Origin of the sequence: Planomonospora sp. ID67723, from assembly GCF_015711605.1 — a bacterium.
In the GTDB taxonomy this organism is placed as follows: Bacteria; Actinomycetota; Actinomycetes; order Streptosporangiales; family Streptosporangiaceae; genus Planomonospora_A.
On record NZ_JABTEZ010000002.1, the window covers coordinates 1437133 to 1463671 of the forward strand.

23 protein-coding genes are annotated in these 26539 nt (G+C 72.3%); 11 read left to right on the forward strand and 12 right to left on the reverse strand.

What is annotated here, in order from left to right:
- Nucleotides 1–225: 225 nt before the first annotated feature.
- Nucleotides 226–900, reverse strand: a complete 675-nt coding sequence (locus tag HS041_RS19080) for a response regulator (RefSeq protein ID WP_196442000.1) — start codon at nucleotides 898–900, stop codon at nucleotides 226–228.
- Nucleotides 901–913: 13 nt separating this feature from the next.
- Entirely contained in the window at nucleotides 914–2185 is a 1272-nt protein-coding gene (locus tag HS041_RS19085) for a sensor histidine kinase (RefSeq protein ID WP_196442001.1), read from the reverse strand.
- 178 nt (nucleotides 2186–2363) lie between these two features.
- On the opposite strand from HS041_RS19085, the gene lon reads away from it, so the two are divergent.
- The gene (gene lon, locus HS041_RS19090; protein WP_196442002.1) at nucleotides 2364–4766 is read left to right on the forward strand and encodes an endopeptidase La; all 2403 of its coding nucleotides are present in this window, start codon (nucleotides 2364–2366) and stop codon (nucleotides 4764–4766) included.
- A 189-nt stretch (nucleotides 4767–4955) separates the two neighbouring features.
- Nucleotides 4956–6149 (forward strand): cytochrome P450, encoded by a 1194-nt coding sequence (locus HS041_RS19095; protein ID WP_196442003.1) that lies wholly within the window; start codon nucleotides 4956–4958, stop codon nucleotides 6147–6149.
- Nucleotides 6150–6265: 116 nt separating this feature from the next.
- Here the strand turns inward: HS041_RS19095 and HS041_RS19100 are convergent, their stop codons facing one another.
- Nucleotides 6266–7510, reverse strand: a complete 1245-nt coding sequence (locus HS041_RS19100) for a serine hydrolase domain-containing protein (RefSeq protein ID WP_196442004.1) — start codon at nucleotides 7508–7510, stop codon at nucleotides 6266–6268.
- A gap of 230 nt (nucleotides 7511–7740) precedes the next feature.
- Between HS041_RS19100 and HS041_RS19105 the strand changes: the two genes are divergently transcribed.
- The 8 genes from HS041_RS19105 to HS041_RS19140 all read left to right on the forward strand — a co-directional run bounded on the left by HS041_RS19105 (nucleotide 7741) and on the right by HS041_RS19140 (nucleotide 16733).
- Nucleotides 7741–9030, forward strand: a complete 1290-nt coding sequence (locus tag HS041_RS19105) for a sensor histidine kinase (RefSeq protein ID WP_196442005.1) — start codon at nucleotides 7741–7743, stop codon at nucleotides 9028–9030.
- A complete protein-coding gene (locus tag HS041_RS19110) occupies nucleotides 9027–9758 on the forward strand; it encodes a response regulator (protein WP_307845365.1) in 732 nt (243 codons plus the stop codon). The genes HS041_RS19105 and HS041_RS19110 overlap by 4 nt, the downstream gene beginning before the upstream one ends.
- Before the next feature lie 369 nt (nucleotides 9759–10127).
- A complete protein-coding gene (locus tag HS041_RS19115; protein ID WP_196442006.1) occupies nucleotides 10128–11090 on the forward strand; it encodes a methionine ABC transporter ATP-binding protein in 963 nt (320 codons plus the stop codon).
- A 55-nt stretch (nucleotides 11091–11145) separates the two neighbouring features.
- A complete protein-coding gene (locus HS041_RS19120; RefSeq protein ID WP_196442007.1) occupies nucleotides 11146–11802 on the forward strand; it encodes a methionine ABC transporter permease in 657 nt (218 codons plus the stop codon).
- 67 nt (nucleotides 11803–11869) lie between these two features.
- A complete protein-coding gene (locus HS041_RS19125) occupies nucleotides 11870–12712 on the forward strand; it encodes a MetQ/NlpA family ABC transporter substrate-binding protein (RefSeq protein ID WP_196442008.1) in 843 nt (280 codons plus the stop codon).
- Between the two features lie 174 nt (nucleotides 12713–12886).
- Nucleotides 12887–13486, forward strand: a complete 600-nt coding sequence (locus HS041_RS19130) for a hypothetical protein (RefSeq protein ID WP_196442009.1) — start codon at nucleotides 12887–12889, stop codon at nucleotides 13484–13486.
- 159 nt (nucleotides 13487–13645) lie between these two features.
- Nucleotides 13646–15181, forward strand: coding sequence for an acyl-CoA synthetase (locus HS041_RS19135; RefSeq protein ID WP_196442010.1), 1536 nt, complete (start codon nucleotides 13646–13648; stop codon nucleotides 15179–15181).
- 184 nt (nucleotides 15182–15365) lie between these two features.
- Nucleotides 15366–16733 (forward strand): S1C family serine protease, encoded by a 1368-nt coding sequence (locus HS041_RS19140; protein ID WP_230879129.1) that lies wholly within the window; start codon nucleotides 15366–15368, stop codon nucleotides 16731–16733.
- A gap of 212 nt (nucleotides 16734–16945) precedes the next feature.
- On the opposite strand, the gene HS041_RS19145 is transcribed toward HS041_RS19140, so the two are convergent.
- The 8 genes from HS041_RS19145 to HS041_RS19180 form a co-directional block, all read right to left on the reverse strand.
- Nucleotides 16946–17683, reverse strand: coding sequence for an ABC transporter permease (locus tag HS041_RS19145; protein WP_196442011.1), 738 nt, complete (start codon nucleotides 17681–17683; stop codon nucleotides 16946–16948).
- Between the two features lie 72 nt (nucleotides 17684–17755).
- Nucleotides 17756–18664: an ABC transporter ATP-binding protein gene (locus HS041_RS19150; RefSeq protein ID WP_307845366.1), complete on the reverse strand. Its 909-nt coding sequence runs from the start codon at nucleotides 18662–18664 to the stop codon at nucleotides 17756–17758.
- Nucleotides 18665–18719: 55 nt separating this feature from the next.
- The gene (locus HS041_RS19155; RefSeq protein WP_196442013.1) at nucleotides 18720–19040 is read right to left on the reverse strand and encodes a transcriptional regulator; all 321 of its coding nucleotides are present in this window, start codon (nucleotides 19038–19040) and stop codon (nucleotides 18720–18722) included.
- Nucleotides 19037–19663 carry a hypothetical protein gene (locus tag HS041_RS19160; RefSeq protein WP_196442014.1) on the reverse strand — a complete coding sequence of 209 codons (627 nt, stop codon included), beginning with the start codon at nucleotides 19661–19663 and terminating at the stop codon, nucleotides 19037–19039. The genes HS041_RS19155 and HS041_RS19160 overlap by 4 nt, the downstream gene beginning before the upstream one ends.
- A gap of 230 nt (nucleotides 19664–19893) precedes the next feature.
- Nucleotides 19894–21642 (reverse strand): amino acid ABC transporter ATP-binding/permease protein, encoded by a 1749-nt coding sequence (locus HS041_RS19165; protein ID WP_307845367.1) that lies wholly within the window; start codon nucleotides 21640–21642, stop codon nucleotides 19894–19896.
- A complete protein-coding gene (gene cydD, locus HS041_RS19170; RefSeq protein ID WP_196442015.1) occupies nucleotides 21639–23372 on the reverse strand; it encodes a thiol reductant ABC exporter subunit CydD in 1734 nt (577 codons plus the stop codon). The genes HS041_RS19165 and cydD overlap by 4 nt, the downstream gene beginning before the upstream one ends.
- 18 nt (nucleotides 23373–23390) lie before the next feature.
- Complete coding sequence (locus HS041_RS19175; protein WP_196442016.1) at nucleotides 23391–24149, reverse strand: cytochrome d ubiquinol oxidase subunit II; 759 nt, start codon at nucleotides 24147–24149, stop codon at nucleotides 23391–23393.
- A gap of 9 nt (nucleotides 24150–24158) precedes the next feature.
- Entirely contained in the window at nucleotides 24159–25340 is a 1182-nt protein-coding gene (locus HS041_RS19180) for a cytochrome ubiquinol oxidase subunit I (protein ID WP_196442017.1), read from the reverse strand.
- 95 nt (nucleotides 25341–25435) lie between these two features.
- Between HS041_RS19180 and HS041_RS19185 the strand changes: the two genes are divergently transcribed.
- Nucleotides 25436–25765: a PadR family transcriptional regulator gene (locus HS041_RS19185; RefSeq protein WP_196442018.1), complete on the forward strand. Its 330-nt coding sequence runs from the start codon at nucleotides 25436–25438 to the stop codon at nucleotides 25763–25765.
- A gap of 62 nt (nucleotides 25766–25827) precedes the next feature.
- Here the strand turns inward: HS041_RS19185 and HS041_RS19190 are convergent, their stop codons facing one another.
- A complete protein-coding gene (locus tag HS041_RS19190) occupies nucleotides 25828–26529 on the reverse strand; it encodes a permease prefix domain 1-containing protein (protein ID WP_196442019.1) in 702 nt (233 codons plus the stop codon).
- Nucleotides 26530–26539 lie beyond the last annotated feature (10 nt).

Consider the following 26539-nt stretch of genomic DNA (forward strand, 5'->3'; position numbering starts at 1 on the left):
AGCCTCCTGTCCGGTTCGGGGGAACGGGACAGGACGTTACGAACCATGATCGGTCGCCCGCGTCGTCCTGGGGTGCTCACTGCGGCGTCCCTCCGTGGAGGGACCCGGGGCACACCCGCGGAGTGAAAGGGCTCCCGCGGTTCCGGGCGGCGGCGGGGGCACGGACGCCCCGAAGGCCCCGGGGACCCCGAGGGCCCCGAGGGCGCTGCGGTGCCGCCGGAGGGCTCACTCGCCGGGGCGGACCAGCCCGGACTCGTAGGCGTACACGATCGCCTGGGCCCGGTCGCGCAGGTTCAGCTTGGCCAGGATCCGGCCCACGTGCGTCTTGACCGTCTGCTCCGAGAGCACAAGCTCCTCGGCGATCTCCTGGTTGGAGCGGCCCTGGGCGATGAGGACGAGCACCTCGGTCTCGCGTTCGGTGATGTCGTCCAGCCGGGCGCGCGGCCGGCGCGGCCCGACGCGGGCGAACTCCGAGATGAGCCGCCGGGTCACCGAGGGCGCGAGCAGCGCCTCCCCGGCCGCGACCACCCGGACGGCCTCGGCGAGCTGGTGCGCGGAGGCGTCCTTGAGCAGGAAGCCGCTGGCTCCGGAGCGCAGCGCCTCGTAGACGTAGTCGTCGAGGTCGAACGTGGTCAGGATCAGGATCTTCGGCAGGTGCCCGTCACCCTCCTCGCGCCGGCCGGGGGCGAGGATCTCCCGGGTCGCGGCCAGCCCGTCCATGACCGGCATGCGCACGTCCATCAGCACGACGTCGGGTCGCAGTTCGGCGGTCCGCTCCACGGCCTCCTGCCCGTTGGCGGCCTCGCCCACGACCTCGATGTCGGGTTGTGAGCTCAGGAAGACCGTGAAACCCGTCCGCACCATGCCCTGGTCGTCGGTGATGAGTACCCGGATCGTCATACATCCTCCGTGATCAGGAATTGTCCGTGATCGGGAGTATGGCGGTGACCGCGAAGCCCGTGCCGACCGGTCCGGCCCACAGTCTCCCGCCGAGCATGGCCACTCGTTCCCGCATCCCGAGCAGGCCGTGCCCCGCCTTGCCCGATTGCGCGGCGGGGCGGTTCCCGGCGCCGTTGGTCACGTTGATGTGCAGCTCGTCGCCGGACCGGATGATCTTCATCGAGACGGTCGAACCGGGCGCGTGCCGCATGGCGTTGCTGAGCGACTCCTGCGCGATCCGGTAGGCGGACAGGCTCACCGCGGTGGGCAGCTCGAGCAGGTCCCCGCCCAGTTTGAGCGACACGGTGAGCCCGGCGGAGCGGGCGGTGGCGACGAGCTCCTCCAGGCGCCCCAGGCCCGGTTGCGGCGCGGTGTCCCGCGCTCCGTCGGCGTCCCGCAGCACGCCCAGCACGCGGCGCATCTCGGTCATGGCCGCCAGCGACAGTGTGCGGATCTCCGTCAGGCCCTCCTCCAGCAGCCGGACCTCCCCTTTCGCCTTCAGCGGTACGGCCTCCGCCTGGATGGCGATCACCGACATGTGGTGCGCCACCACGTCGTGCAGCTCCCGGGCGATCCTGGCCCGCTCCTCCAGCACGGCCTGGCCGGCCAGTGCCTGCTCGCTGCGCCGCTCCTCCTCGGCCAGGCGCCCGGCGGCCGTCCGCCTGGCCTGGATGTTGTAGCCGAGCAGGACGGTGACGGTCACCATGCCCACACCGAGGAGCAGTGTGCCGGCAGTCGCGAATACGATGTCGGTGATCCACAGCCCGACGGCCGAGATGATCCACACGCCGATGGTGACGTGCCGCTCGCAGCGGACCGCGACCGCGTAGACCACCAGGAGATACATGATCACGGTGTCGGCGGAGTAGACGAGGTCCGAGGACTGCTCGCGGGTGACGGCGTCGAGGGGGGCCAGAACCGTCGCGAGCCGCCAGGCCGCCAGCGGCCACCGGTTGCGCAGCACCAGCGGCAGTGAGGCGGCCAGAGCGGAGAGCTCGGCTCCGCCGTTGTTCATCGACTGGACGGCGCGGAACAGGACGAAGGCCAGCGCGAGATCGGCGAGGAGGACCAGGTCGATCGTCCGGAACGGCAGCAGCCCGAGGAATCCCGGCATGCGAGGCGCCAGCCGCCGGGGGCGGGGATGGGGCGGGCCGGGCCTGCCGGTCCACAGTGCCCCGCCGAGCGCGCGCGCCAGCCAGGCGAGCGGGCGCCGCCGCCGTGCGCGCGGGACGGGGGGAGAGGTCATCCGGTCAGTCTAGGGAGCCGGGCGGTCCCCCGGATCACGCCGGGGGGTGATCTCCCGCCTCACTCCGGAGAGGGATAATTACACGATTACGATCGCTCACAGCGAAAAGACTCAACCCTGGGAACAATCTGCGGCTCCTGTTAATTGAGTCGGTATAACTCAACCCCCTGGAGTGCAGATGAGTGAGAGCTTGATCCTCCCGGTCCTTCCGCTCGACGACGCGGTCGTGCTTCCGGGGATGGTCGTCCCGCTGGACCTGTCCGACAACGAGATCCGGGCCGCCATCGACGCCGCCCAGGCACTGGACGAGAACAAGCCCGAGGTGCTCCTCGTTCCCCGCATCGACGGACGGTACGGGCCGGTGGGCGTGCGGGCGGTCGTCGAACAGGTCGGCCGGCTGCCCGGCGGCGAGCCCGCGGCCGTAGTGCGCGGCGTCGACCGCATCCGCGTGGGCTCCGGCACGACCGGCCCCGGCGCGGCGCTGTGGGTGCAGGCCACCCGGATCGACCCCGTCCCGGCGGGCGAGCGCGCCGAGGAGCTCGCCAAGCAGTACAAGGCGCTGGCCACCACGATCCTGCAGAAGCGGGGCGCCTGGCAGGTCGTCGACGCCGTCAACGCGATGGACGACCCGTCGGTCCTCGCCGACAACTCCGGCTACGCCCCCTGGCTGAGCACCCAGCGCAAGGCCGAGATCCTCGAGACCCCCGACCCCGCCGACCGCCTTGCGATGCTGGTCGAGTGGTCCCGCGAGCACCTGGCCGAGCTCGACGTGGCCGAGACGATCCGCAAGGACGTCCAGGAGGGCATGGAGAAGCAGCAGCGCGAGTTCCTGCTCCGCCAGCAGCTCGCCGCGGTCCGCAAGGAGCTCAGGGAGCTCAACGGTGACTCCGCCGAGACCGAGGAGGAGGACTACCGCGCCCGCGTCGAGGCCGCCGACCTGCCCGAGAAGGTGCGCGAAGCCGCGCTCAAGGAGGTCGGCAAGCTGGAGCGGACCTCCGACCAGTCCCCGGAGACCGGCTGGATCCGCACCTGGCTCGACACCGTCCTCGACATCCCGTGGAACGTCTACACCGAGGAGCGCCGTGCCGAAGGCGCGCCTAAGGGCGCTGTCGACATCGCCGCAGCCCGCGAGGTCCTCGACGCCGACCACACCGGCCTCGACGACGTCAAGGACCGCATCGTCGAATACCTCGCCGTCCGCGGCCGCCGGGCCGCCAAGGGCCTGGGCGCGGTGGGCGGGCGGCGCAGCGGCGCCGTGCTCGCGCTGGCCGGTCCTCCCGGGGTCGGCAAGACCTCGCTGGGAGAGTCCGTGGCTCGCGCGATGGGCCGCAAGTTCGTCCGCGTCGCCCTCGGCGGCGTCCGCGACGAGGCCGAGATCCGCGGGCACCGGCGCACCTACGTCGGCGCGCTGCCCGGCCGCATCGTCCGCGCCATCCGCGAGGCCGGCTCGATGAACCCGGTCGTGCTCCTCGACGAGGTCGACAAGGTCGGCTCCGACTACCGGGGCGACCCGACGGCCGCGCTGCTGGAGGTGCTCGACCCGGCGCAGAACCACACCTTCCGCGACCACTACCTGGAGGTCGAGCTCGACCTGTCCGACGTGCTCTTCCTGGCCACGGCCAACGTGCTGGAGGCCATCCCCGGCCCGCTGCTCGACCGCATGGAGGTCGTGACGCTCGACGGCTACACCGAGGACGAGAAGGTCGCCATCGCCCGTGACCACCTGCTCCCGCGCCAGCTCGACAAGGCGGGGCTGACCGCGGACGAGGTGACGGTGGAGGAGGAGGCCCTGCGCAGGCTCGCAGGGGAGTACACCCGGGAGGCCGGAGTGCGCTCCCTGGAGCGATCGATCGCCCGCGTCCTGCGGAAGGTCACCGCGAAGGCCGCGCTCGGCGAGGGCGGGTTGCCGGTGACCGTGACGGCGGACGACCTCGTCGGCTACCTCGGCCGCCCGCGCCACGTGCCCGAGTCCTCGCTCCCGGAGTCCCGGCAGCGTACGGCGGTGCCGGGCGTGGCCACCGGCCTGGCGGTGACCGGAGCGGGCGGTGACGTCCTCTACGTGGAGGCGTCGCTGGCCGACCCGGAGACCGGGGACACCGGCCTGACGCTGACCGGCCAGCTCGGCGACGTCATGAAGGAGTCGGCGAAGATCGCGCTGTCCTACCTGCGCTCGCGCGGCGCGGAGCTGGAGCTGCCCGTCGGCTCCCTCAAGGACCGCTCGGTGCATGTGCACTTCCCCGCGGGCGCCGTGCCCAAGGACGGCCCGTCCGCCGGCATCACGCTCACCACGGCGCTGGCCTCGCTGCTGTCGGGCCGTCCGGTCCGCGGCGACGTGGCCATGACCGGCGAGGTCTCCCTCACCGGCCGGGTGCTGCCGATCGGCGGGGTCAAGCAGAAGCTGCTGGCCGCCCACCGCGCGGGCATCACCACCGTGCTGATCCCGGCCCGCAACGAGCCCGACCTGGACGACGTCCCCCAGTCCGTCCGCGACGAGCTCACCATCCACACGGTGAGCGACGTGCGGGAGGTTCTGGAGATCGCGCTCACCCCGGCGAAGGTCGCCGAGGCCGCCGCGGCCTGACCCGCCCGGCCCCGGCCCCCGGAACGGCCCGCCCTCCCGTCACGGAGGGCGGGCCGTTCCGCGTCGCCGTACCGGGGCCCCGGACGGGGACGTGAAGGCAAGATCACGATTTGCCGGGAGGGGTCCCGTGGGGACGGGGGAGTTGGGAGACTTCTTCACGGCACGGACATGACGCACAGAAGGCTCCCCATGACCACCGAGATCGACATCTACGACCCCCTGCTGTACGAGACCGGCATGCCGTGGACGAGCTACGCCTGGCTGCGGGAGAACTCGCCGGTCCACCGGCACGCCGAGCCCGGCGGGCCCGGCTTCTGGGCCGTCACCCGGCACGCCGACATCCAGCACGTCTCCCGGCACCCGGAGATCTTCTCCTCCCACGCGGGCGGCATCATGGTGCCCGACCCGACGGAGGAGCAGCTCGCCCGCAACCGGTTCATGATGCTCTTCCAGGACCCGCCGGAGCACACCGCCACGCGAGGCGTCGTCAACCGCGGCTTCACCCCCCGGATGATCGGCAAGCTCGAGGAGCACATCCGGGAGATCTGCCGAGAACTGGTCGGCGCCGCCCTGGACCGCGGTTCGGTGGACTTCGTCGCCGACGTTGCGGCCCCGCTCCCGCTGTACGTGATCTGCGAGCTGCTCGGCGCGCCCCCCGAGGACCGGGAGAAGATCTTCACCTGGTCGAACGCGCTGATCGGCGCCGACGACCCCGAGTTCGCCACCGGCGACCAGACGCCCGCCTTCGAGCTGTTCGCATACGCCTCGGCGCTCGGCGCGCGGCGTCGTGCCGAGCCGCGCGACGACATCGTCAGCAAGCTGGTCGCCCCCGGTGAGGACGGCACGAGCATGGACGACCTCTCCCTCGGGGTGTTCGTGATGCTGCTGGCCGTGGCGGGCAACGAGACCACCCGCAACGCCGCCTCCGGCGGGCTCCAGGCGTTCTTCGACCACCCGGACCAGTGGCGGCGGCTGCTGGAGGACCGGTCGCTGCTGCGCACGCTGCCCGACGAGGTCGTCCGCTGGGTCTCCCCGGTGATCACCATGCGCCGCACCACGCTCGCCGCCACCGAGCTCGGAGGCCAGGCGATCCCGGCGGGGGAGAAGGTCGTCCTCTACTACCCGGCGGGCAACCGCGACGACGCCGTCTTCCCCGACGCGGACGTCTTCGACATCGGCCGCGACCCGAACCCGCACATCGGCTTCGGCGGCGGCGGCCCGCACTTCTGCCTGGGCGCGCACCTGGCCCGCATGGAGGTCCGGGTGCTGTTCGAGGTCCTCGCCGAACGGGCCCCGCAGATCGCGCCCGCCGGGCGGGTGCGCCGCCTGCGCTCCAACTTCGTCAACTCCATCAAGGAGATGCCGGTCCGCATGGGCGGATGACACACGTGGACGGATCATCGAGCCGCCTGGCCGGGATGCCTCGTCCACGCTGTCTCGCCGCCCGGACCGCCCCGCTCAGCGACCTCTACCGGTAGCCGGCCGAGGGCGCGTCCGGCTCACTTCCCGCAGAGCGCGTGGTCGATCAGCTCGGTGGCGGCCTTCTCCTGGGCCTGTGTACGGGCGTCGCCGAACTGGGTGGACATCGCCAGCACGACGCTGCGCCGGCCGTCGGCGGTGACACCGGTGCGGGTCCTGTACCCGAGGTCGTCGCCGCCGTGGCTCCAGTAGACGCCACCGCACGACAGCGGGCGCGACATCACTCCGAGCCCGTAGCGCACGCCCGGCCAGGCCGCCTCGAACGCCGTGGCCGGGACGGTGGCGCGCATCTGCTCCAGCAGCGCGGGCGGCAGCAGCCTGCCGCCCATCAGGGCGCGCAGGAACCGGTTGACGTCGCCGGTGGTGGAGATGAGGCCACCGGCCGCGTCGCCGTCGAAGTGCTTGGTGACGTCCACCGGCGTGTTCTGCACGCCCACCAGGTAGCCCTTGGCGTGGGGCGAGGGGACGTTCACCGAGGCGCCCGACCAGCGCGTGTGCCGCAGCCCGAGGGGCCGGCTGATGCGGTCGCGGACCTCGACGTGCCATGGGTTGCCGGTGGCCTTCTCGATGATCATGCTGATCAGCATGTAACCGGTGTTGGAGTACATCCACCCCTTGCCGGGAGCGAAGTCCGGCTTCTTCTTCATGGCCTCGGCCACGATCTGCCCGGGCGTGAAGGGGTCGTAGCGGTGCTTGAGGTATTCCTCCACCGAGGTGAAGGTCGGGTAGGCCTCCGGGACGCCGCCGGTGTGCTGGAGGAGCTGGCGGATCGTGATCGCGCCGCCGTCGTTGCCGTTGCCCTTCACCACGCCGGGCAGCCAGCGCTCGACGGTGTCGTCCAGGGACAGCGTGCCCTCCTGGGAGAGCTGCAGGACCACGGTGGCCACGAAGATCTTGGTCACGCTGGCGATCCGGGTGTAGCCGCCCGCGGGGACGGGCCGCTTGGTCCGGAGGTCGGCGACGCCGCCGGTGACGACCAGGCGCCCGCCGTCGGCGGTGGCCACCTGCGTGTCGACGCCGATGACCCCGATCTTGCGGAGCGCGTCGACGTCGCGCTGGAGCTGCGCCCGGCCGTACTCGGAAGCGGTGGCGGGCCCGGAGGCGGGGGCGGACGCGGAGGCGGGCGGGGATACGAGGGAGCCGGCCAGGACGGCGGTCACCGCGCAGGCGGCGGAGAGCGCCGCCAGGCGCCGTCCGTTCCCTCTCGACGCCGGCGCGCCGGAGTGCGGGGACGCGGTGGAACGCGGGGAAACGGTGCGGTTCATGGAGTTGTCCTCTTCGTCGTCGGTGCCGGTCGTCCCGGCGGGTGATCCGACCCTAGGAAGGGAGATCGTCCGCCGAATCGGCCATAAGCCCGGAGTTCCGTCGGCCTGTGGGAGGAGTGGGCGGACATCGGCGCAACTTTGGATGCGTTCCTCCGGAGGGGCCGGTGTCCTACGCTTGGCGGCGTACAGGTGATCGTCGGCCGGGCCGGCGCCCGGTCCCTCTGAGGCGAATGAAGACACTCATCACAGGCTCGATCTCCGCGATCCGGTCCCCGGGCCCGATCTCTGCGCTGCGGGGGAGTCTCCAGGCCCGTCCGCTGCTCGCTGACGCGCTGCTCGCGGCGGCGCTGGCCGCGTTGGTGCTGCTGCTCCGGCGAGGTGAAGGGCTTCCCTCCCGCACGGCCGACGACGTGACGGTGATCGCGCTGCTGCTGGTGCAGGCCGCGCCGCTGGCATGGCGCCGCTCGCACCCGTGGCCGGTCATGGCAGTGGTCGCCGCCGCCTACGTGGCCTACGAACTGGCCGACCCCATGGTCGACTTCAAGGACGGCGTGTGCATCCTGTTCGCCGGATACGCCGTCGCCCGCCACGCGCGCCCGCCGGGAAGCGCCGCCGTGGTCGGCGTGGTCGCGGCGGCGGTGCTGTCGCCGGAGTTCGCCGGGCCGTGGCTGAGCCTGCCGGTCCCGCGGGAGCCGGTGGTGGGCCCCGTCGGGGTGGTGCTGGTCGTCGCGCTGTCGGCGGGGGTCTGGTGGCTCGGTGTCTCCCAGCGCCACATCCACGCCGACGCGGCACGGTTGCGGGAACTGGCTGAGAGGCTCCGCGCCGAGCGGGAGATCAGCACCCGGCGCGCGGTGGTGGCCGAGCGCGCGCGCATCGCGCGGGACCTGCACGACCTGGTCGCCCACCACGTCAGCGCGATCGCGATGCAGGCGCGCGCCACGGCCGACGTGATGTCCGACGACCCCGACCACCCGCTGGTCCACCGGGGGGTGGCGGGGATCGGGACGGCCGCCGACTCCGCGCTGATCGAGATGCGGCGGTTGCTCGGGCTGCTCGTCGACGACCTCGACCCGTCCGGCCTGCGGCCGGAACCGTCTCTGCGCCACCTGGACCGGCTCGCCGCCGCGGCCGCCGCCGCCGGATGCCGGACGGAGATCGACGCGGACCCGGTGGACGGCCTCCCGCCCGCGGTGCAGGTCTCGGCCTACCGGGTCGTCCAGGAGGCGCTCACGAACGTCCTCAAGCACGCGGGCGCCACCGATGTGCGGATCGTCCTGCGCCGGGACGAGGGACGGCTGACCGTCACGGTGGGCAACGGGCCGCCGGCGCCGGCGCACACACCGCTGGCCGGCTCCGGGCTCGGCCTGATCGGCATGCGCGAACGCGTCACACTGTTCGGCGGCACCCTGCGCGCCGGCCCCCGCGAGGACGGCGGATGGCAGGTGGAGGCCGGTTTCCGGCTCGCGGACCCGGCACCGGACCCGCCGCCCGGTGACGTGCCTTCGGAGGGCGCGGCATGATGCCCGTCCGCGTGCTCGTCGCCGACGACCAGGAGCTGGTCAGGTCGGCGCTGCGCGTCATGATCGAGCGGCGTGACGGGCTGAGCGTCGTGGGGGAGGCCGCCGACGGGCAGGAGGCCGTGGCCGCGGCCTTCGCCCTGCGGCCCGACGTGGTGCTGATGGACGTGCGCATGCCCGGGCTGACCGGCGTCGAGGCGACCGGCCGCATCCTGCGTCACTGGCCGCACGGCGATCCACGCCCGCGCGTGCTGATGCTGACCACGTTCGACGTCGACGAGTACGTCCACGCCTCCCTGCGCGCCGGCGCCAGCGGGTTCCTCCTGAAGAACAGCTCGTCCGACCAGCTCGCCGAGGCCATCCGCACGGTCGCCGCGGGGGAGGCCGCCCTCGCCCCCACCGTCACCCGGCGGCTCATCGGGACGTTCACGACCATCCCCGAGGTCCTGCTCGCCGAGCCGCGCTCCGGAGCCGGACCGCGCGCCCCGGGGCGGACCGGGCGCCTGGACGCGCTCACCGCGCGGGAGAGCGAGGTCCTGATCCTGGTGGCCAGGGGTCTGTCCAACGCCCAGATCGCCAGGAGCCTCGGACTGTCGGAGGCCGGGGTCAAGAGCCGGGTGAACCGCATCCTCACCAGGCTGGGACTGGAGAACCGCGTCCAGGCGGCGATCCTGGCCTACGAGGCCGGTCTGGTGGAGGGCCAGGACCGGGACGGCCCTTCCGCGACCTGAGCGGCGCACCCCATGTGACGGACGTCACGCCGGGCCGGGAATAGTGCGGTTGACCTGGGTGTTGGCGGAAGTGTGAACGTGGCACACGGCATCGACATGACCCCGCAGGGCCGGGTCATGTGTCGTGGCATGCGCAGGTGTGGGACGTCCCGCATGTGTGCCATGGGCGGCATGCCCTCCATGCGCTGAGCCCCCGCCTCGCGACGAAGCCCCGTTCCCTCCCCGAGAAGGCCCTGCCCCATGAACTGCCCCGCGGACACCCTCGTCCTGCGCCGCCTGAGCCACCTGCCGTTCCACCCCGGCACGCGCTAGCCGTACCCCCTTCCCGAAGTCTTCTTTTCGCGATCTGTTCATGTTGGGGGAACCGTTGTGATCGATGTGTCAGGCCTGCGCAAGGTCTACCGGGACAGAGGCCGGGAGGTCGTCGCCCTGGGCGGTGTCGACCTCCGCGTACGCCAGGGTGAGATCTTCGGCGTGCTCGGGCAGAGCGGGGCCGGAAAGAGCACGCTGCTGCGCTGCGTGAACCTGCTGGAGCGGCCCACCGAGGGCGCCGTCTCCGTGGCCGGGCAGGAGCTGACCTCGCTGGGCAGGGCCGAGCTGCGCCGGGCCCGGCAGCGGATCGGGATGATCCACCAGCACTTCGCGCTGCTGTCCTCGCGCACCGTCGCCGGCAACGTCGCCTTCCCGCTGGAGGTGATGGGCGCCGGCCGGGCCGAGCGTGCCAGGCGCGTCGCCGAGCTGCTGGAGCTGGTCGGCCTGGCCGACAAGGCCGGGGCGTACCCGGGGCAGCTGTCCGGCGGGCAGAAACAGCGGGTCGGCATCGCCCGCGCGCTGGCGGGCAACCCCGCGGTGCTGCTGTCGGACGAGGCCACCTCGGCGCTCGACCCGGGCACAACCCAGTCGATCCTCGCCCTGCTCAGGAGCCTCAACCGCGAACTCGGCCTGACCATCCTGCTGATCACCCACGAGATGCACGTCGTCAAGGGCATCTGCGACTCGGTCGCCGTCATGCGCGACGGCCTCATCGAGGAGGCGGGCGGCATCGCCGAGCTGATCGCCCGGCCCGGTTCCCGGCTGGCGGCCGAGCTCTTCCCGCTGCCCGACCCCGCGCCCGGAGACGTCACGATCACCTTCACCGGGCGGGCCGACGAGCCCGTGGTCTCGGAGGTCGTGCGCAAGTTCGACGTGGACGTGAGCATCCTCGGCGGAGCCCTGGAGGAGGTGGCCGGCGCCTCGGTCGGCCGGCTCCGGGTCCGCCTCGCCGGCGGCGAGCGCGTCGCCGCCCTCGGCTACCTGGCCGAGCGCGGCCTGCTGGTGGAGGAGGCCCGGTGAGCGAGCGAGCCGGTGGACACGGCAGCCCGGTCGTGGAACCGACGAAGGAGCACCCATGACCTGGGAAGAGATGAGCCCTCTGCTGTGGGAGGCGACCGGGCAGACCGCCCAGATGGTCGTCTGGTCCACGCTGTTCACCGTGCTGTTCGGGCTCCCGCTGGGCGTCGCGCTGGTCGTCACCGACCGGGGCGGGCTGCTGCCCTCCCGGCCGCTCAACAGCGTGCTCGGCATGGTCGTCAACATCGGCCGGTCGCTGCCCTTCATCGTCCTGATGATCGCGGTCATCCCGCTGACCCGGCTGATCGTCGGCACCACCATTGGCACCTTCGCCGCCGTCGTCCCGCTCACGCTCGGCGCCGCGCCGTTCTTCGCCCGGCTGGTGGAGACCGCACTGCGCGAGGTCGGCAGGGACACGGTGCAGGCCGCCCAGGCCATGGGGGCAGGCCGCTGGACGATCATCGGCAAGGTCCTCCTGCCGGAGGCGAGGTCCGGCCTGGTCGCGGGGCTGACCGTGACCGTGGTCGCGCTGATCTCCTACTCGGCCATGGCGGGGGTGATCGGCGGCGGCGGTCTCGGCGACCTGGCCATCCGTTACGGCTACCAGCGCTTCGAGACCACCCTCATGGTGGTCACGGTCATCGTGCTGATCGTCATCGTCCAACTCGTGCAGACCCTGGGCGACACCGTCGCCCGCCGTCTCGCGCGTCACTGACTTTTCCCTCCGGGACCCCGCCACGAGCGGGGGCCCTGGCTTCTCACACCCCGAAAAGGAGCGCACCATGCGCAGGTTCTTCGCCGTCGCGTCCGCCGCCACCGCCCTGGCCCTGGCGCTGACCGCCTGCGGCTCGACCGAGTCCGGCACCGCCACCTCCTCCGCCACGCCCGCCGCGGAGGAGGTGCTCAAGGTCGGCGCCACCCCGGTCCCGCACGCGGCGATCCTCAAGTTCGTCAAGGACAACCTCGCCGCCAAGCAGGGCCTGAACCTGGAGATCGTCGAGTTCACCGACTACGTCCAGCCGAACGTCCAGCTCGACGACGGCCAGCTCGGCGCGAACTTCTTCCAGCACCGGCCGTACCTGGACGACTTCAACGCCTCCAAGGGCACCAAGCTGACCTACGTCAAGGACGTGCACCTGGAGCCGCTGGGCCTGTACTCCAAGAAGATCAAGGCGGTCGCGGAGCTCGCCGACGGCGCGACCGTGGCCGTGCCCAACGACGCCACCAACCTGGGCCGGGCGCTGAAGCTGCTGGCCGACAACGGCGTGGTCACTCTGAAGGAGGGCGTCGGCACGGCCGCCACCGAGCGCGACGTCACCGCCAACCCGAAGAACCTGACCTTCCAGCCGCTGGAGGCGGCCCAGCTGCCCCGCTCGCTGGAGGACGTGGACGCCGCCGTCATCAACGGCAACTACGCGATCGAGGGCGGTCTGAAGCCCGCCGCCGACGCGCTGGTGCTGGAGAAGGCCGAGGGCAACCCGTACGCCAACGGCCTGGTCGTCGCGGCGGGCAAGGAGCAGGACCCGCGCGTGGTCAAGCTCGCCGCGCTGCTGTCCGGTCCCGAGGTGAAGCAGTTCATCGAGCAGACCTACAGCGGATCCGTCATCCCCGCAAGCGGTAAGTGAGAGCGGCCGGGCCGCGCCGCTGAATTCCCGATCTTCCGTTCCGGGAGATCGGGAAAATCCACCTACCGGATTCGCGGCGTGGCCTGGCCTTTAAAGCGGACTGAAAGCGGGTGGCAATCGCCGGGTCATACAACGGGAATGTCAGAAAATCCTCATTCCCGAGAGGACCCCTCAATGCGATTCGCCACCCGTATCCTGGTCGGCGCCGGCGCGGCCGCCCTTCTGGCCATGGGCGCCCCGGTCGCGGCCAACGCCTCGACCGCCGCTCCCGCCACAGCCGCCACAACCGCCACCAGCCCGTACTTCCACGACACGTGGGGCCCGTACTTCTCCGACAACCACAAGGCCGAGGCCCAGGGCGAGGTCACGGTCCACAAGAACTCCTCCAAGCACTGGTACTGGAAGAAGTATTCCAAGACCGTCAAGAAGTGCTGGTGGAAGAACGGTCACAAGAAGTGCGCATGGATCAAGACCTGGCACAAGAAGAAGGTCTGGAAGTGGGTCCACGAGTACCCCTACACCGTGGACAGCAAGCTCATCAACCACAAGTGGTGGGGTAACTGGAAGCACCACTGCGCGTGGGAGACTTTCAAGGTCGTCGGCTTCGACGACTCGGTCCACTACAAGAGCTTCAAGAACTGCAACAAGCACGCGAAGTTCTACTCGTTCAGCGGTAAGGACGCCAAGGCCGTCTACGTCCAGGTGAGCCGCGGCAACCCGAACGAGCCCAAGAGCTACTTCGGCGGCTGGGAGCACGTCTACAGCCAGGTCTGACCAGGACACTCCGGCGGCATGGCAACCATCCCGAGCCGCCGTCCCATGAGCGGGGCCGCGACCTCTCCCGCGAGGTCGCGGCCCCGCCGCATGAGGGGAGTGCCCCGGCGGTAAGCGGACACTTCTCACCGGAGAACAAACCGAGTAGCGTTCGGATTCATGCACCCCGGAGCCATCGCAGCAGCCTCCCCCGACAGACCCGCTGTGATCATGGCGGGTTCCGGCCGGACCGTCACCTATCGCGAGCTGGACGAGGAGTCCAACCGCCTGGCCCACCTGTTCCGCGCCGCCGGGCTCCGGCCGGGCGACCACATCGCCTTCATGCTGGAGAACCATCCGCTGTTCCTGGCGGTGGCCTGGGCCGCGCACCGGTCGGGCCTCTACTACACGGCGATCAGCTCGCGCCTCAAGACCGACGAGCTCGCCTACATCGTCGACAACTGCGAGGCCCGGGTCTTCATCTCCTCGGCCGGCCTGGCCGACGTCGCCACCTCCGTCACCGCCGCCACCCCCGGCGTCGCGCTCCGGCTCATGCTGGACGGTGTCGCCCCCGGCTTCGACTCCTACGAGGAGGCGGTCGCCGCCTACCCGGTCACGCCGATCGCCGACGAGTGCCAGGGCGCCGACATGCTCTACTCCTCCGGCACCACCGGCCGTCCCAAGGGTGTCAAGCCCGGTCTGTGGAAGGCTCCGCTCGACGCCCCCGGCCCGCTGCTCCAGCTCATCCAGTTCCTGTTCGCGCCCTCGGCCGAGAGCGTCTACCTCTCCCCGGCGCCGCTCTACCATGCCGCGCCGCTGCGCTACTGCATGAGCTTCCAGCGGCTCGGCGCGACCATCGTGGTGATGGAGAGGTTCGACCCCGAGCAGGCGCTCGCGCTCATCGAGAGATACGGCGTCACGCACTCGCAGTGGGTGCCGACCATGTTCATCAAGATGCTCAAGCTGCCCGGGGAGACCCGCGCCCGCTACGACCTGTCGTCGCTGGCGTGCGCGATCCACGCCGCCGCGCCCTGCCCGGTCCCGGTCAAGGAGCGGATGATCGACTGGTGGGGTCCGATCATCCACGAGTACTACGCCGGAACCGAGGGCAACGGCTTCCTCTACGTCGGCTCGGAGGACTGGCTCAAACACAAGGGCACGGTCGGCCGCCCGCTGCTCGGCGTCGTGCACGTCTGCGACGAGGACGGCGCCGAGCTGCCGGCGGGCGAGCACGGCACGGTCTACTTCTCCGACGGGCCCACGTTCGTCTACCACGGTGACGAGGACAAGACGATGGCCTCCCGGGACCCGCTGGGGCGGGGCTGGACGACCCTGGGCGACATCGGGTACCTGGACGAGGAGGGCTTCCTCTACCTCACCGACCGCCGCTCCTACATGATCATCTCTGGCGGGGTGAACATCTACCCCCAGGAGGCCGAGAACGTGCTGGCGATCCATCCGAAGGTGGCCGACGTGGCGGTCTTCGGCGTCCCGGACGAGGAGATGGGCGAGCAGGTCAAGGCCGTCGTCCAGCCGCTCTCCATGGAGGCCGCCGGTCCGGAGCTGGAGGCGGAGCTGATCGAGTACTGCCGTGCCCGGCTGGCGCCGTACAAGTGCCCGAAGTCGGTCGACTTCCGGGAGGAACTGCCCCGCCATCCCACCGGGAAGCTCTACAAGCGGCTGCTTCGCGACGAGTACTGGCCCGCTAAATCATGATTTTTTAGTTTCTGTACGGCTAGCGTCCGCCCCTCTGAGCACGGCTGATAAAGCGGCTGTCAGGGGGTGCGGATCATCGCGAACATCCTCTTAAACGGTTCTTACACCCTACCCGGCATCGTGGATGTCACCGGAGGAACCGGTCGTCACCGTGGCGTCCACGGGTGGACGTAGGACATGGGGGATGACGATGGACGACAAGCGCGAGCAGGACACCACCCCGGCCGAGGCCGCCTCCGGAGCGCCCGGGACGACCCCGGACCCGGCGGGCACGGCCACCGGCGGCGGCTGGACCCAGTTCGGCAAGGTGCCGCCGAACTCCGGCGGCTTCCGCGCCGGCCAGGCCGCCGGACCGGAGCCGACGCTGATCCACCCCGTTCCCGAGCAGCTCGCCGAGCAGACCTTCGCCGGACCGCCCGCCGGGACGCCCGTGATCCCCGCCCAGCGGGCGCGGCTGAGCACCGCGCAGAAGCTGGGTGCCGGGCTCGCACTGGCCGCCATGGCCGTGGGCGGCGGCGTGGTGGGAGCCGTCACCGCGACCGCCTTCGACGGCGGCGCTCCGGTCGCCTCCGCGGCCCCGCTGGTCAGGCCGGTGGGCGACAACGCCACGGTCGCCGACGTCGCCGAGGCCGTCCAGCCCTCGGTCGTCTCGATCGAGGTCAGGAGCGGCCAGAGCGGCAGCGAGGGCTCCGGGGTGGTCCTCTCCGAGGACGGCATGATCCTCACCAACAACCACGTGGTGGACTCCGCCGGCCAGGGCGGCCAGCTGACCGTCAAGTTCAGCGACGGCAAGACCGCCACCGCCAAGCTGATCGGCACCGACCCCGCCACCGACCTCGCGGTCATCAAGGCCGAGAACGTCTCCGGCCTCACCAAGGCCTCGCTCGGTGACAGCGACCAGGTCAAGGTCGGCGACTCTGTGCTCGCCATCGGCAGCCCGCTCGGACTGTCCGGCTCGGTCAGCGCCGGGATCATCAGCGCGCTCGACCGCACCGTGAACGTGGGCGGCGAGCAGCGCCGGCAGCTCCCGCCCGGCTGGGGCGGCGAGCAGCAGGGCGGGGGCACGGCCACCACCATCGGCGGGGCCCTCCAGACCGATGCGGCGATCAACCCGGGCAACTCCGGCGGCGCGCTGGTCAACGCGCAGGGACAGGTGATCGGCATCAACACCGCCATCGCCACCAACGGCGGCGAGGGCAACATCGGCGTCGGCTTCGCCATCCCGATCAACACCGCCAAGCAGGTCGCCGAGCAGCTCGTCGAGAGCGGCAAGGTCACCCACGCCTTCCTCGGCGTGAGCATGGCCGACGCCATCGGCGACGCGGGCGGCGCCATGGTCCAGCAGATCACCGAGGGGAGCCCGGCGGCGCAGGCGGGCCTCAAGCAGGGCGACCTGATCACGAGGATCGGCGACACCGTGGTCGAGGGCTCCTCCACCGTGGTCGGCGCGATCCGCAGTCTCAAGCCGGGCGACAAGGTCGTCCTCACCTACGTCCGCGACGGCCGGACCCAGACCACCACCGCGACCCTGGTGGAGAAGACCGGCGAATAGCCCGCCGGGCATCGGGGCGAGAAGCCGGCGAGCGGTCTCCCGGGGATCGGGAAACCTGGGAGACCGCTCGCGGAGGACTACACGAAAGACCAGACGAAAGACCAGACGGAGGACCGGGCGGAGGGCCAGACGGAGGGCCAGACGGAGGACCACGGTGCCGCCGGACCGCTGCGGGGTCCGGCGGCACCGCCTCGTGCGGCGCCGGCGGGCGTTCAGGCGAAGCGGTTGCCCTCGTCGCGGCGGTAGGCCCACACGGCCAGAGTTCCGGCGACCGCGGTCCAGATGCCGAACATGACCAGCGGCAGCGTGCCGGGGGTGCCGTGGCCCACCGCCGCCCAGACCAGCTCGACCGCGCCCCGGCTGGGCAGGAAGGGCGCGACCGCGTCGATGAACGCCGGGGCGTCCATCGGGTTCGTCAGCAGACCGCCGCCCACCGCCATCGGGAACAGGGTCAGCTGCACCACCGCGATCGCGGCCTTGGACGGCAGCGCGTAGCCGATGAACAATCCCAGGAGCTGGAAGGGGACCGACGCGACCAGCAGGGCGCCCAGGCCGAGCAGCAGCCGGACGGGTGTCACGGCGGCCTCGGTGAGCAGCGCGGAGACGATCAGCACCGGCACGATCCCGATGAGCGTCATGACCACCGCGTTGAGGATCCGGGCGCCGAGCCGCGGCCACGGCCCGGCGGGCAGGGTGCGGGTGTAGGGGTCCCAGGGCTGGGCGCGGTCCTCGGCGACGCCGAGGCCGTGGGTGAACAGGCCGCTGGACATCACCGCGAAGACCATCATCGACGCCGTGGCCAGCGTCGCCCCGACGGGGTGGTCCCCGGCGAAGGGCACCACGAAGAAGAGCATCGAGGCGGCGGGGAAGAATCCGTTGCCGATCACCGCGATCGGGACCCGGACGGTCTCCAGGATCTGGTACCGGGTGTGGGTGAGAAGAAGGGACATGGGGCGGTCCTCTCAGGAGGGGGCGGCTGTGAGCCGGGCCGCACGGCGGCGCGCGGGCCGGGGCTCCGTGCCTCAGGCGGTGGGGGACTCGCGGGCGGTGATGGTCAGGAACGCCTCCTCCAGGGAGGTGGGGCGGATCTCCAGGCCGGAGAAGGGGACGTCGGCCCGGACCAGGTCGCGGACCAGGGCGTCGGCGTCGGTGGTGAGCAGGTGGATCCGGGAGCCGTCGCGTTCCGCGCTGAGCACGCCGGCCAGCTCCGGCAGGCTCTCGCTGGTCAGGGTGACCCGGCGGATGCCGGTGATGTCCCGGATCTGCGCGGTGGTGCCGTCGGCGAGCACCCGGCCCTGGCCGACGACCACGACCCGCTCGGCCAGGGCCTCGACCTCCTCCAGGTAGTGGCTGGTCAGCACCACGGTGCCGCCCTCGGTGTGGAAGTGCCGGATGGCCTCCCACAACGACCGCCGCGCCTCGACGTCCAGGCCCGTGGTCGGCTCGTCCAGGAAGACCATCCGGGGGTCGCCGACGAACGCCAGCGCCACCGCGAGCCGCCGCTTCTGGCCGCCGGACAGCCCGCCGATCTGGCGGCGCTCCAGCCCGGACAGGCCGAACCGCTCCAGCAGCGCACCGCGCTCGACGCTCCGCGGGAAGTGGGCGGCGACGAAGTCCACGACCTCGCGGACCCGCAGCGTCGGCGGGAGCCCGGTCTCCTGCGGGGTGACGCCGATGCCGAGTCGCCGTGCGGGGTCGGTGGGGGAGCCGCCGAGCAGTTCCACCCGGCCCGAGGTCGGCCTGCGCAGCCCGACGAACAGGTTGATCAGCGTGGACTTTCCCGCGCCGTTGGGGCCGAGCAGGCCGACCAGCTCGCCGGAACGGATGTCGAGGGAGAGGTCGTCCAGTGCCAGCACGTTCCCGTACCGCCGGGTGACCCCGACGGCACGCGCGAGCGTCTCCGTCTCCGATCGCGTGTCCGGTCCTGTCACGGGTGCTGTCGTGGGTCCTGCCATGGGAGGGGCCTTCCTTATTCTCGGGCGGAGGTCAGGTGTCGCCGGGCTGCGGGGTCACGGCCGCGTCCAGCAGTCCGCGGATCGCCGCGGTGTAGTCCTCGAAGGCGACGCGGCCCCGGCGGGTGAGGGCGACGTAGGTGACGGGGGTGCGCCCCCTGTGGGTCTTGACGATCTCCACGTATCCGGCCTCCTCCAGCTTGCTCAGATGCACCGAGAGGTTTCCCGCCGTCATCCCGAGGAGGTCCTTCAGGCCGGGGAAGGCGATCCGGTCCCCCTCGGGCAGGGTGTTGAGCGTGACGACCACCCGCAGCCGGGCCTGGGCGTGGATCACCGGGTCGAGCTCGGGAGTCATCTGCGCAGCCTCCGGCGCAGCACGAGTCCGGCGGCGACGGATCCGCCTCCAGCGCCCACCGACATCAGCAGGGCGTGCCAGCCCGGCCCCGCGGCGGTGCCGACCGCGTTGAGCACGGCCAGCCCCGCGCCGAAGACGAACATCGGCCGGATGAGCCAGATGGCCCCGCCCGCCATGTAGAGGATGGCGACCACCATCATCGACAGGCTCGCCCAGAGCAGGTTCCGCTCCGGGTCGGGCAGGTGCCCGCCGAACCGGACGGCGATCATCCACATGGCGAAGAAGCCGAAGGACCAGGCGAAGCCGTACATGACGCCGCGCTCCTGGGACACGCCCCGCACCGGGCTGCCGAGCTGCCACATCGTCAGCGCGCTGACCAGCATCGCCAGCGCCATCAGCCCGAACAGCAGCGCCAGCGCCACCCCGATGGGGATCGGCGCGTACGGCGTGCCGGCCAGGCCGTGGTGCAGGAAGAGCACACCGAACCCGACGAACCAGGCGACTCCCCACGCCAGGTAGTGCGGCACCGGGTTGGGCATGAGCCGGTGCACCGCCGCGGCGCCCTGCTGCTCGATCAGCCGGAGCGTCTCCTCCGGACTCAACGCCCGCTCATCCTCGTCCACCGGACCTCCTTGGAGGCTCAAAGGAGTTTGCATCGCAAACCACCTGGTTTGAACTGTAAACCACACTGCGCCTCCAACTCAAGCCCCCGGCCCTCGCCGGGAAGCGGCCGGTACGGGCCGCTTCCCGCCCGCGATCCACGGGACGTCGCCAGGCCGGGGTGTGCGGAGCGCGCCGATCATGCGGTCTTCCGGCCGCGCGGAGAGCATCGGAGACCGAGGACGCGGCCGGGCTACCGACGCGCGACCAGCGCCTCCGAGCGCCACAGGTCCCGGTAGTAGCCCGGCGCGTTCACCAGCTCGCCGTGGGTGCCCCGCTGGACGACCGAGCCGTTCTCCAGCACGACGATCTCGTCCACCTCCTCCAGGCCGCGAAGCCGGTGGGTGACCAGCAGCGTCGTGCGTCCCCGGGTGGCGTCGAGCAGGTCGGTCATGAGCGCGTCGGCGGTCTCCTCGTCGAGGGCCTCGGCGGGCTCGTCCAGCAACAGCACGGGCGGATCGTTCAGCAGCGCCCGCGCCAGCGCCAGCCGCTGCAACTGCCCTCCCGACACCGTGCGCCCGTCCTCCCCGAGCGGGGTGTCCCACCCGGTCCGCTCCACCCACCCCTCCAGCCGCGCCCGCCGTACGGCCTCGGCCAGATCCTCCTCGCCGGCCTCCGGCCCGGCCAGCCGCAGGTTGTCCCGGAGCGAGGCCTGGAACACGTAGGGATCCTGCGTCAGTCCCGTCATCACCCGCCGGACCTCGTCCGAGGGCAGCTCCCGCAGGTCGACGACGGCTTCCGCGCCGTCATCCCCCGCGCCGTCATCCCCCGCGCCGTGATTCCCCGTGCCGTCGCTCCCGGCGCGCAGCCGGATCGCACCGGCCTCGGGCTCCACCAGGCGCATCAGGGCCGCCAGCAGGGTGCTCTTGCCCGCGCCGCTCGGGCCGACGACGGCCACGCGCCTTCCCGGGGCCAAGGTCAGGGTGACGCCGTTCAGGGCGGGGGAGCGGCCGGCGGCATGCCGTACGACCAGGTCCTCGACCTCCACCGTCAGCGGGCCGCCGGGAACGGCCGCCGGGCGCACGGGCTCGGCGACGGCGGGCGGGGTCGTACGGATCTCCTTCAGGCGGCGCAGGGCGGCGAACACCCCGGCCATGCGCTCGGCGGCCGCCGCCATCGGCAGCACGGGTTCGAAGGCGACCAGTGAGGTGAGCGCGAGCACGGCGGTCGCGACCGGACCGGCCTCACCCGCCTGGGCGACCAGCACGACTGCGGTCACGGTCAGCACCTGGGCGAGCACGCCCAGGCAGGCGGCCACCGCGTTCACCCTGGCCTGGCCCCGCTCCAGCGCGGCCAGCCGGGCGTCGGCCTCGGCCGAGGCCGCCAGGGCCCGCTCGCCCGCTCCATAGGCCGCCAGGTCGGCGGCCCCGTGCAGCAGGTCGGCGACCCGGGCCGCCAGCTCGGCCCGGGCCGGGGCGATGCGCGCCGCCCGGCGCCGTGTGGCCGCGGTCACCCCGGCGGGGAGCAGGACGCCGGCGGCCAGCAGCCCGGCCAGCAGCACCAGCGCCGCCGGCGGGAGCAGCAACAGCCCGAGCGCGACCGCCGCCAGCCCGGTCACCAGCGCCGCGGCTCCCGGGAGCAGACCCCTGACCAGCAGGTCCTGGACCGCGTCGGTGTCGTCGACCATCCGGCTGAGCAGGTCGGCTCCGCGCCGGCCGTGCGGACCGGCCGGGATGAGCGCCCGGTAGAGGTCCTCCCTGGTCGCCGCCTGGGCGCGGAGCGCGACGTCGTGCCCGGCCAGGCGCTCGCCGTACCGGAACACGCCCTTGCTCGTCGCGAACGCGCGGACCCCGACGATCGCCATGCTCAGCGCCGCCAGCGGCGGCTGTTCGGCCGCCCTGGTGATGAGCCACGCCGCCGACCCGATCAGGGCCAGCCCGGCCAGCTCCGCCGCGGCCCCGGCCGCCATCGCCAGGACCAGCCGCCCGCCCGTCCGGTTCACCGCGCCTCCCCGATCATCATCGCCGAATCGGACACGACCCGCCCGCCGGCGATCCGGATCACCCGGTCGGCCAGGTCGATCATCGCGGGCCGGTGGGCCACGATCACCGCGGTCCGTCCCTCGGAGAGCTCGCGGGTGGCGGCGACGATCGCGGCCTCGCTCCGGCCGTCGAGCCGGGCGGTCGGCTCGTCCAGCAGCAGGGCGTCCGCCGCCGGCAGGCAGAACGCGCGGGCCAGCGCGACCCGCTGCCGCTGCCCGGCGGAGAGGTTCGCGCCGCGCTCGCCCAGCACCGTGTCGTAGCCCTCCGGCAGCTCCGCCACGAACCCGTCGGCATGCGCGGCCCGGGCCGCCGCCTCGACCTCCTCCGGCGTCGCGCCGGGGGAGCCGAGCCGGATGTTGTCGGCCACCGAGACGGCGAACAGGTGCGGGCGCTGCGGCACGAACGCCGGCCGCCAGGAGGCGCCGGGGAGCTCGGCCCCGCCGACCAGCACCCGCCCGCTCTCCGGCGTGACGAAGCCGAGCAGCAGGTGGAGCAGGGTGCTCTTGCCCGCGCCGCTCTCACCGACCAGCGCCACCCGCTCGCCCGGCGCGATCACCAGCGAGACGTCCTCCAGCGCCGCCTCCTCGCGGCCGGGATAGCGCACCGTGACGTTCTCCAGCCGGATCTCCGGGCTCTCCGCCCTGGCCCGCGCCGCCGTACCCGGTGCCGCACCGTCCGGCCCCGCGCCCGGCGCCCCGCCGCCCCGGGCCGCGGCCGTCCCGTCCGGCCCGGCCTCCGAGACCGCCCCATCCGAGGCCTTCTCCCCGTCCAGCACGGCGAAGGCCTCGTCGGCGGCGGCGACCCCCTCCATCGCCGCGTGGAACCTGTTGCCCATGTTCCGCAGCGGCAGGTAGGCCTCCGGGGCCAGCAGCAGGACCAGCAGCCCGGTCGTCAGGTCCAGCGTCCCGCCCAGCAGGCGCAGGCCGATCGGGACCGCGACCAGCGCGAGCGAGAGCGAGGCGGCCAGCTCCAGCACCAGCGACGACAGGAACGCCACCCGGAGCGTGCGCATCGTCGCGGACCGGTGCTCGTCGGCGACCCGCCGGATCACGCCCGCCTGGAACCCGGCCCGGCCGAAGGCGCGCAGCGTGGGAAGGCCGCGGACCACGTCCAGGAAGTGCCCGCCGAGGCGGGACAGGGCCCGCCACTGGCGTTCGGTGACGGCCTTGGTGTGCATGCCGACCAGCGCGCCGAAGATCGGGATCAGTGGGAGCGTGACGAGCACGATCACCGCGCTGGCCAGGTCGGCGGCGGACAACCGGACGAGCACGGCGACCGGCACGACGCCCGCCACCGCGACCGCCGGGAGATAGCCGTTCAGGTAGGGGTCGAGGGCGTCCAGGCCCCGGCCGGCCAGCGTCACCAGCTCGCCGGAACGCTGCGAGGCGAGCCGGGCCGGGCCGAGGTCCCGCAGCCGAGACAGCAGCCGGTGGCGCAGGACCGACTTCACCGCGGTCGTCGTGCGCCCGGCCGCCACGCCCTGCACGAGCGCGAGCACCCCGCGGACCCCGGCGACCAGGGCCAGGAGGAGGAGGGCCGAGGTGGTGAACCGGCCCGACAGGACCCCGGCCAGCAGCTCCGCCTGGACCAGGACGAGCAGTCCGGCCCCGACCGCGGCGGTCAGGCAGAGAGCCAGGTGACGGCGGACGGCCCGCTCGCCGCGTGCGAGCCGGAGGAGGTCCTTGTGCATGCGTCCCTTACAGGGTGCCTAGAAGAACGAGGGGATCCGGTCGGCCGCACCCCGGGGGCCGAACGTCCGCCACACCCATACTTGCCCACCCGCCATCAGCGGGGCGAGCGGCAGGATCATGAAACTGAGCACATTCAGCGTATCGGCGGGGGCGGTGTGCCCCAGGAGCCAGGGTGCTGCCCCGGCCAGCAGCACCGCGGCGGGAGCGGCGGCCACGCAGGCCGAGGCGAGCAGCGCTCCGGCGCCCCGGCTCGCGCCCGTCACCTGGCCGGGCAGCCGCCAGGAGACGAAGGTCCACCCGTGGAAGGCGAGCGCCGCCGCGACCACGGCTCCGCCGGCGAGCCCGAGCGGGGTGACCGACATCCCGTCCGCCAGCGCCACCAGGGCGGTGCCCCAGCTCAGCGCCAGGCCCCAGGAGCCGAGGCAGATCGCGCCGTCCCACCCGGCACGCCAGGCGCGGCCGTCGAGGCGACGGCGGAACCAGAGCCCGGCGTCGCGCACGATCCACGAGACCAGCAGTGAGACGACCAGCGGGTAGAGGCCGAAAAGGACCTCGCCCTCGGCACGGGGGTAGACGCCGAAGAGCACGCCGGCGACGGCCACCAGCCACACCTCGCCCGCCAGGACGAACGGTGCCATGGCGGCGACGACACGGTCCCGGCCCTCCTGGCTCCTGCCGAGGACCGGCAGAAGCATGCCGAGGCCGATGTCGAAGCCCTCCAGGGCGAAGTAGCCGAGCAACAGGACGGCGAAGACGCCGAACCAGAGGATGTCCACGGTGCCTCCTTACAGGCTCAGCGCGGCGGCGCGCTCGCGGTCGGGGCCGGGGCCGGCGCCCAGGGCGACGGCGGCGGGGCCGCGGCGCACCACCCGGGCGATGAGGACGTAGTCGACCACCGCCAGCAGGCCCAGCACGGCGGTGAAGGCGATCAGGGAGGTGGTGACCATTCCGGAGGTGAGCCCCGGGGACATCGCGTCGGCCACGGTCAGCCTGCCGTTGATCAGCCAGGGCTGGCGTCCGGCCTCGCGGGCCAGCCAGCCGAGGATCGCGGCCAGGAACGGCAGCGGGGTCATCAGCATCACCACCGGGTGCGCCCACCGCCAGCGCGGCAGCCAGCGGATGACGGGCAGGAGGAAGAACAGCACGACGAGCTGGAGCAGGGAGCCGATCATGATCATGAAGCCGAGCCCGAGGCCGGCCAGGGGTTTGTCGTCGAACTTGCCCGGCTGGAACTCCCCGACCGGGCCGAACTGCGCGTAGCCGAAGGCGACCGCGAGCACGACGCCGACGGAGGCGACGACCACGCCGAGCCGGAGGGACTTCGTGAAGAACTCCTGCTCGGGGGTCCTGCGGAACAGCTGGTAGGCGCTGGCGCCCATGACCACGGAGCCGCCGGTGAGCAGGGCCGCGCCGACCACGTGGGGGAGCGCCATGGTGAGCATCGGGTTGGCGAGCAGCGCGCCGAAGTCGACCAGCTCCAGGTGGTCGCCCCGGTCCACGGTCCCGGCCGGGTTCTGCAGGAACGAGTTCGCCACCATGATCCAGAACGCCGAGGCGTAGGCGGTCAGCGTGACGATCCAGATGCACGCCAGGTGGAGCCCGCGGGGCAGCCGGTGCCAGCCGAAGATCCACAGCCCGAGGAACGTGGACTCCAGGAAGAACGCTCCCAGGGTCTCGATCGCCAGCGGCGCACCGAAGACGTCCCCCGCGTAGTGCGACAGCCCGCTCCAGCTCAGTCCGAACTGGAACTCCATCACCAGGCCGGTGACGATGCCGAGCGCATAGTTGATCACATAGATCTGGCCCCAGAAGCGGGTCATCCGCTCGTGGACCGGGTCGCCCCTGAAGGTCCAGAGAGTCTGCATGATCGCCACGAGGGGGGCCAGGCCCAGTGTCAGCACGACGAACAGGAAGTGCAGGCTCCCCGTCACCGCGAACTGCATCCGGGCCAGGTCGAGCACGTCCATGGCGTCACCTCCGTTGTTACGTCTGTCTACCTATAGACACTCTACATGTAGAGCGCCTACATGTAGGCTGTCTATTCGAGAGGTAGGGTGAGAACGTGAACACCGACGCGCTCCGGGGGCACATGGACGCCCTCCTGCTCTCCGTGCTGGAGAACGAGCCCCTGCACGGCTACGCGATCATCGAGGCGCTGCAGGAACGCAGCGGCGGTGCCCTGGCCGTGCCGACCGGCACGGTCTACCCCGCGCTGCGCCGCCTGGAGCAGGCCGGCTACTTGGCGAGCGAGTGGGCCACGGTCGGCGGGCGCAAGCGGCGCACCTACCGGCTGACCTCTGCGGGCCGTACGGCTCTCGCCGGCGAGCGCTCGGCCTGGCAGAGGTTCGCCAGCACCATCGGCAGCGTGCTGGAGCCGCGCGCCACGAAGTGAGGGCGCCGCTCCCCGCGCGGCGGGGGCCGGGGTCCCTCCGGGTGGCGGCCGCGCGGCCCGTGTCAGGCGGTCGCGGTGTCAGGCGACCGCCGCGCGGTATACCGGGTGACGCCGATGCAGCGGGTCGCACAGTAGACCTGCAGGCCCCAGAGCCCGTAGCTCACCACCGAGGCGGCGATGCCGGGCGGGTAGCCGGAGAAGCCGACCGGTCCGCGGGAGCCGTACACCAGAGCCCCGCACAGCACGAGCATGACCGGCAGCATGGCCCAGACGAGCAGTGCCAACGCCCGGGAGACCAGCCGCGGCCGCCGCATCGTGCGCCGTCCCCGGCCGAGCGCGAAGAGCGCGAGGGCGCCCATCACGCCGAGGCCCATCTGCAGGATGTCCACGGCACGGGCCACCGGGACGAACCAGGCGGGCTTGGCCGCGTAGGAGACCGGCTCCATCGGGAACAGCTTCCAGATCGCGGTCCACATGAGCGCGGTGAGCGGCACGGCGAGGAAGAGCAGGGTCGCCAGCCTGCGGCCCGCGGCGGCCGAGAGCTCGTCCTGGTATCCCGGCGCGATCTCGGCGACCGCGCCGAACTCCGCGACCGCCGCCCGCTCGGCCTCGGCCCGGTCCAGGCCGTCGAGCTCCAGGGCCTCGGCGGCGTCGAGCAGGCTGTCGCGCGCCTCGGTGAGCAGGTCGCGCTTGGCGCCCCTCGGCCCTTTGAGGGCACGGCCGAGCCCGGTGACGTAGTCGTCGATGACTCCGGTGCTCGCCATGATCTCCCCA

What these genes read in the sequence shown, in the direction of transcription:
- HS041_RS19080 (WP_196442000.1), bottom strand. Translation starts at nt 900, where the DNA reads ATGACGATCCGGGTACTCATCACCGACGACCAGGGCATGGTGCGGACG.
- HS041_RS19085 (WP_196442001.1), bottom strand. Translation starts at nt 2,185, where the DNA reads ATGACCTCTCCCCCCGTCCCGCGCGCACGGCGGCGGCGCCCGCTCGCC.
- lon (WP_196442002.1), top strand. Translation starts at nt 2,364, where the DNA reads ATGAGTGAGAGCTTGATCCTCCCGGTCCTTCCGCTCGACGACGCGGTC.
- HS041_RS19095 (WP_196442003.1), top strand. Translation starts at nt 4,956, where the DNA reads ATGACCACCGAGATCGACATCTACGACCCCCTGCTGTACGAGACCGGC.
- HS041_RS19100 (WP_196442004.1), bottom strand. Translation starts at nt 7,510, where the DNA reads ATGAACCGCACCGTTTCCCCGCGTTCCACCGCGTCCCCGCACTCCGGC.
- HS041_RS19105 (WP_196442005.1), top strand. Translation starts at nt 7,741, where the DNA reads ATGAAGACACTCATCACAGGCTCGATCTCCGCGATCCGGTCCCCGGGC.
- HS041_RS19110 (WP_307845365.1), top strand. Translation starts at nt 9,027, where the DNA reads ATGATGCCCGTCCGCGTGCTCGTCGCCGACGACCAGGAGCTGGTCAGG.
- HS041_RS19120 (WP_196442007.1), top strand. Translation starts at nt 11,146, where the DNA reads ATGACCTGGGAAGAGATGAGCCCTCTGCTGTGGGAGGCGACCGGGCAG.
- HS041_RS19125 (WP_196442008.1), top strand. Translation starts at nt 11,870, where the DNA reads ATGCGCAGGTTCTTCGCCGTCGCGTCCGCCGCCACCGCCCTGGCCCTG.
- HS041_RS19130 (WP_196442009.1), top strand. Translation starts at nt 12,887, where the DNA reads ATGCGATTCGCCACCCGTATCCTGGTCGGCGCCGGCGCGGCCGCCCTT.
- HS041_RS19135 (WP_196442010.1), top strand. Translation starts at nt 13,646, where the DNA reads ATGCACCCCGGAGCCATCGCAGCAGCCTCCCCCGACAGACCCGCTGTG.
- HS041_RS19140 (WP_230879129.1), top strand. Translation starts at nt 15,366, where the DNA reads ATGACGATGGACGACAAGCGCGAGCAGGACACCACCCCGGCCGAGGCC.
- HS041_RS19145 (WP_196442011.1), bottom strand. Translation starts at nt 17,683, where the DNA reads ATGTCCCTTCTTCTCACCCACACCCGGTACCAGATCCTGGAGACCGTC.
- HS041_RS19155 (WP_196442013.1), bottom strand. Translation starts at nt 19,040, where the DNA reads ATGACTCCCGAGCTCGACCCGGTGATCCACGCCCAGGCCCGGCTGCGG.
- cydD (WP_196442015.1), bottom strand. Translation starts at nt 23,372, where the DNA reads ATGCACAAGGACCTCCTCCGGCTCGCACGCGGCGAGCGGGCCGTCCGC.
- HS041_RS19180 (WP_196442017.1), bottom strand. Translation starts at nt 25,340, where the DNA reads ATGGACGTGCTCGACCTGGCCCGGATGCAGTTCGCGGTGACGGGGAGC.
- HS041_RS19190 (WP_196442019.1), bottom strand. Translation starts at nt 26,529, where the DNA reads ATGGCGAGCACCGGAGTCATCGACGACTACGTCACCGGGCTCGGCCGT.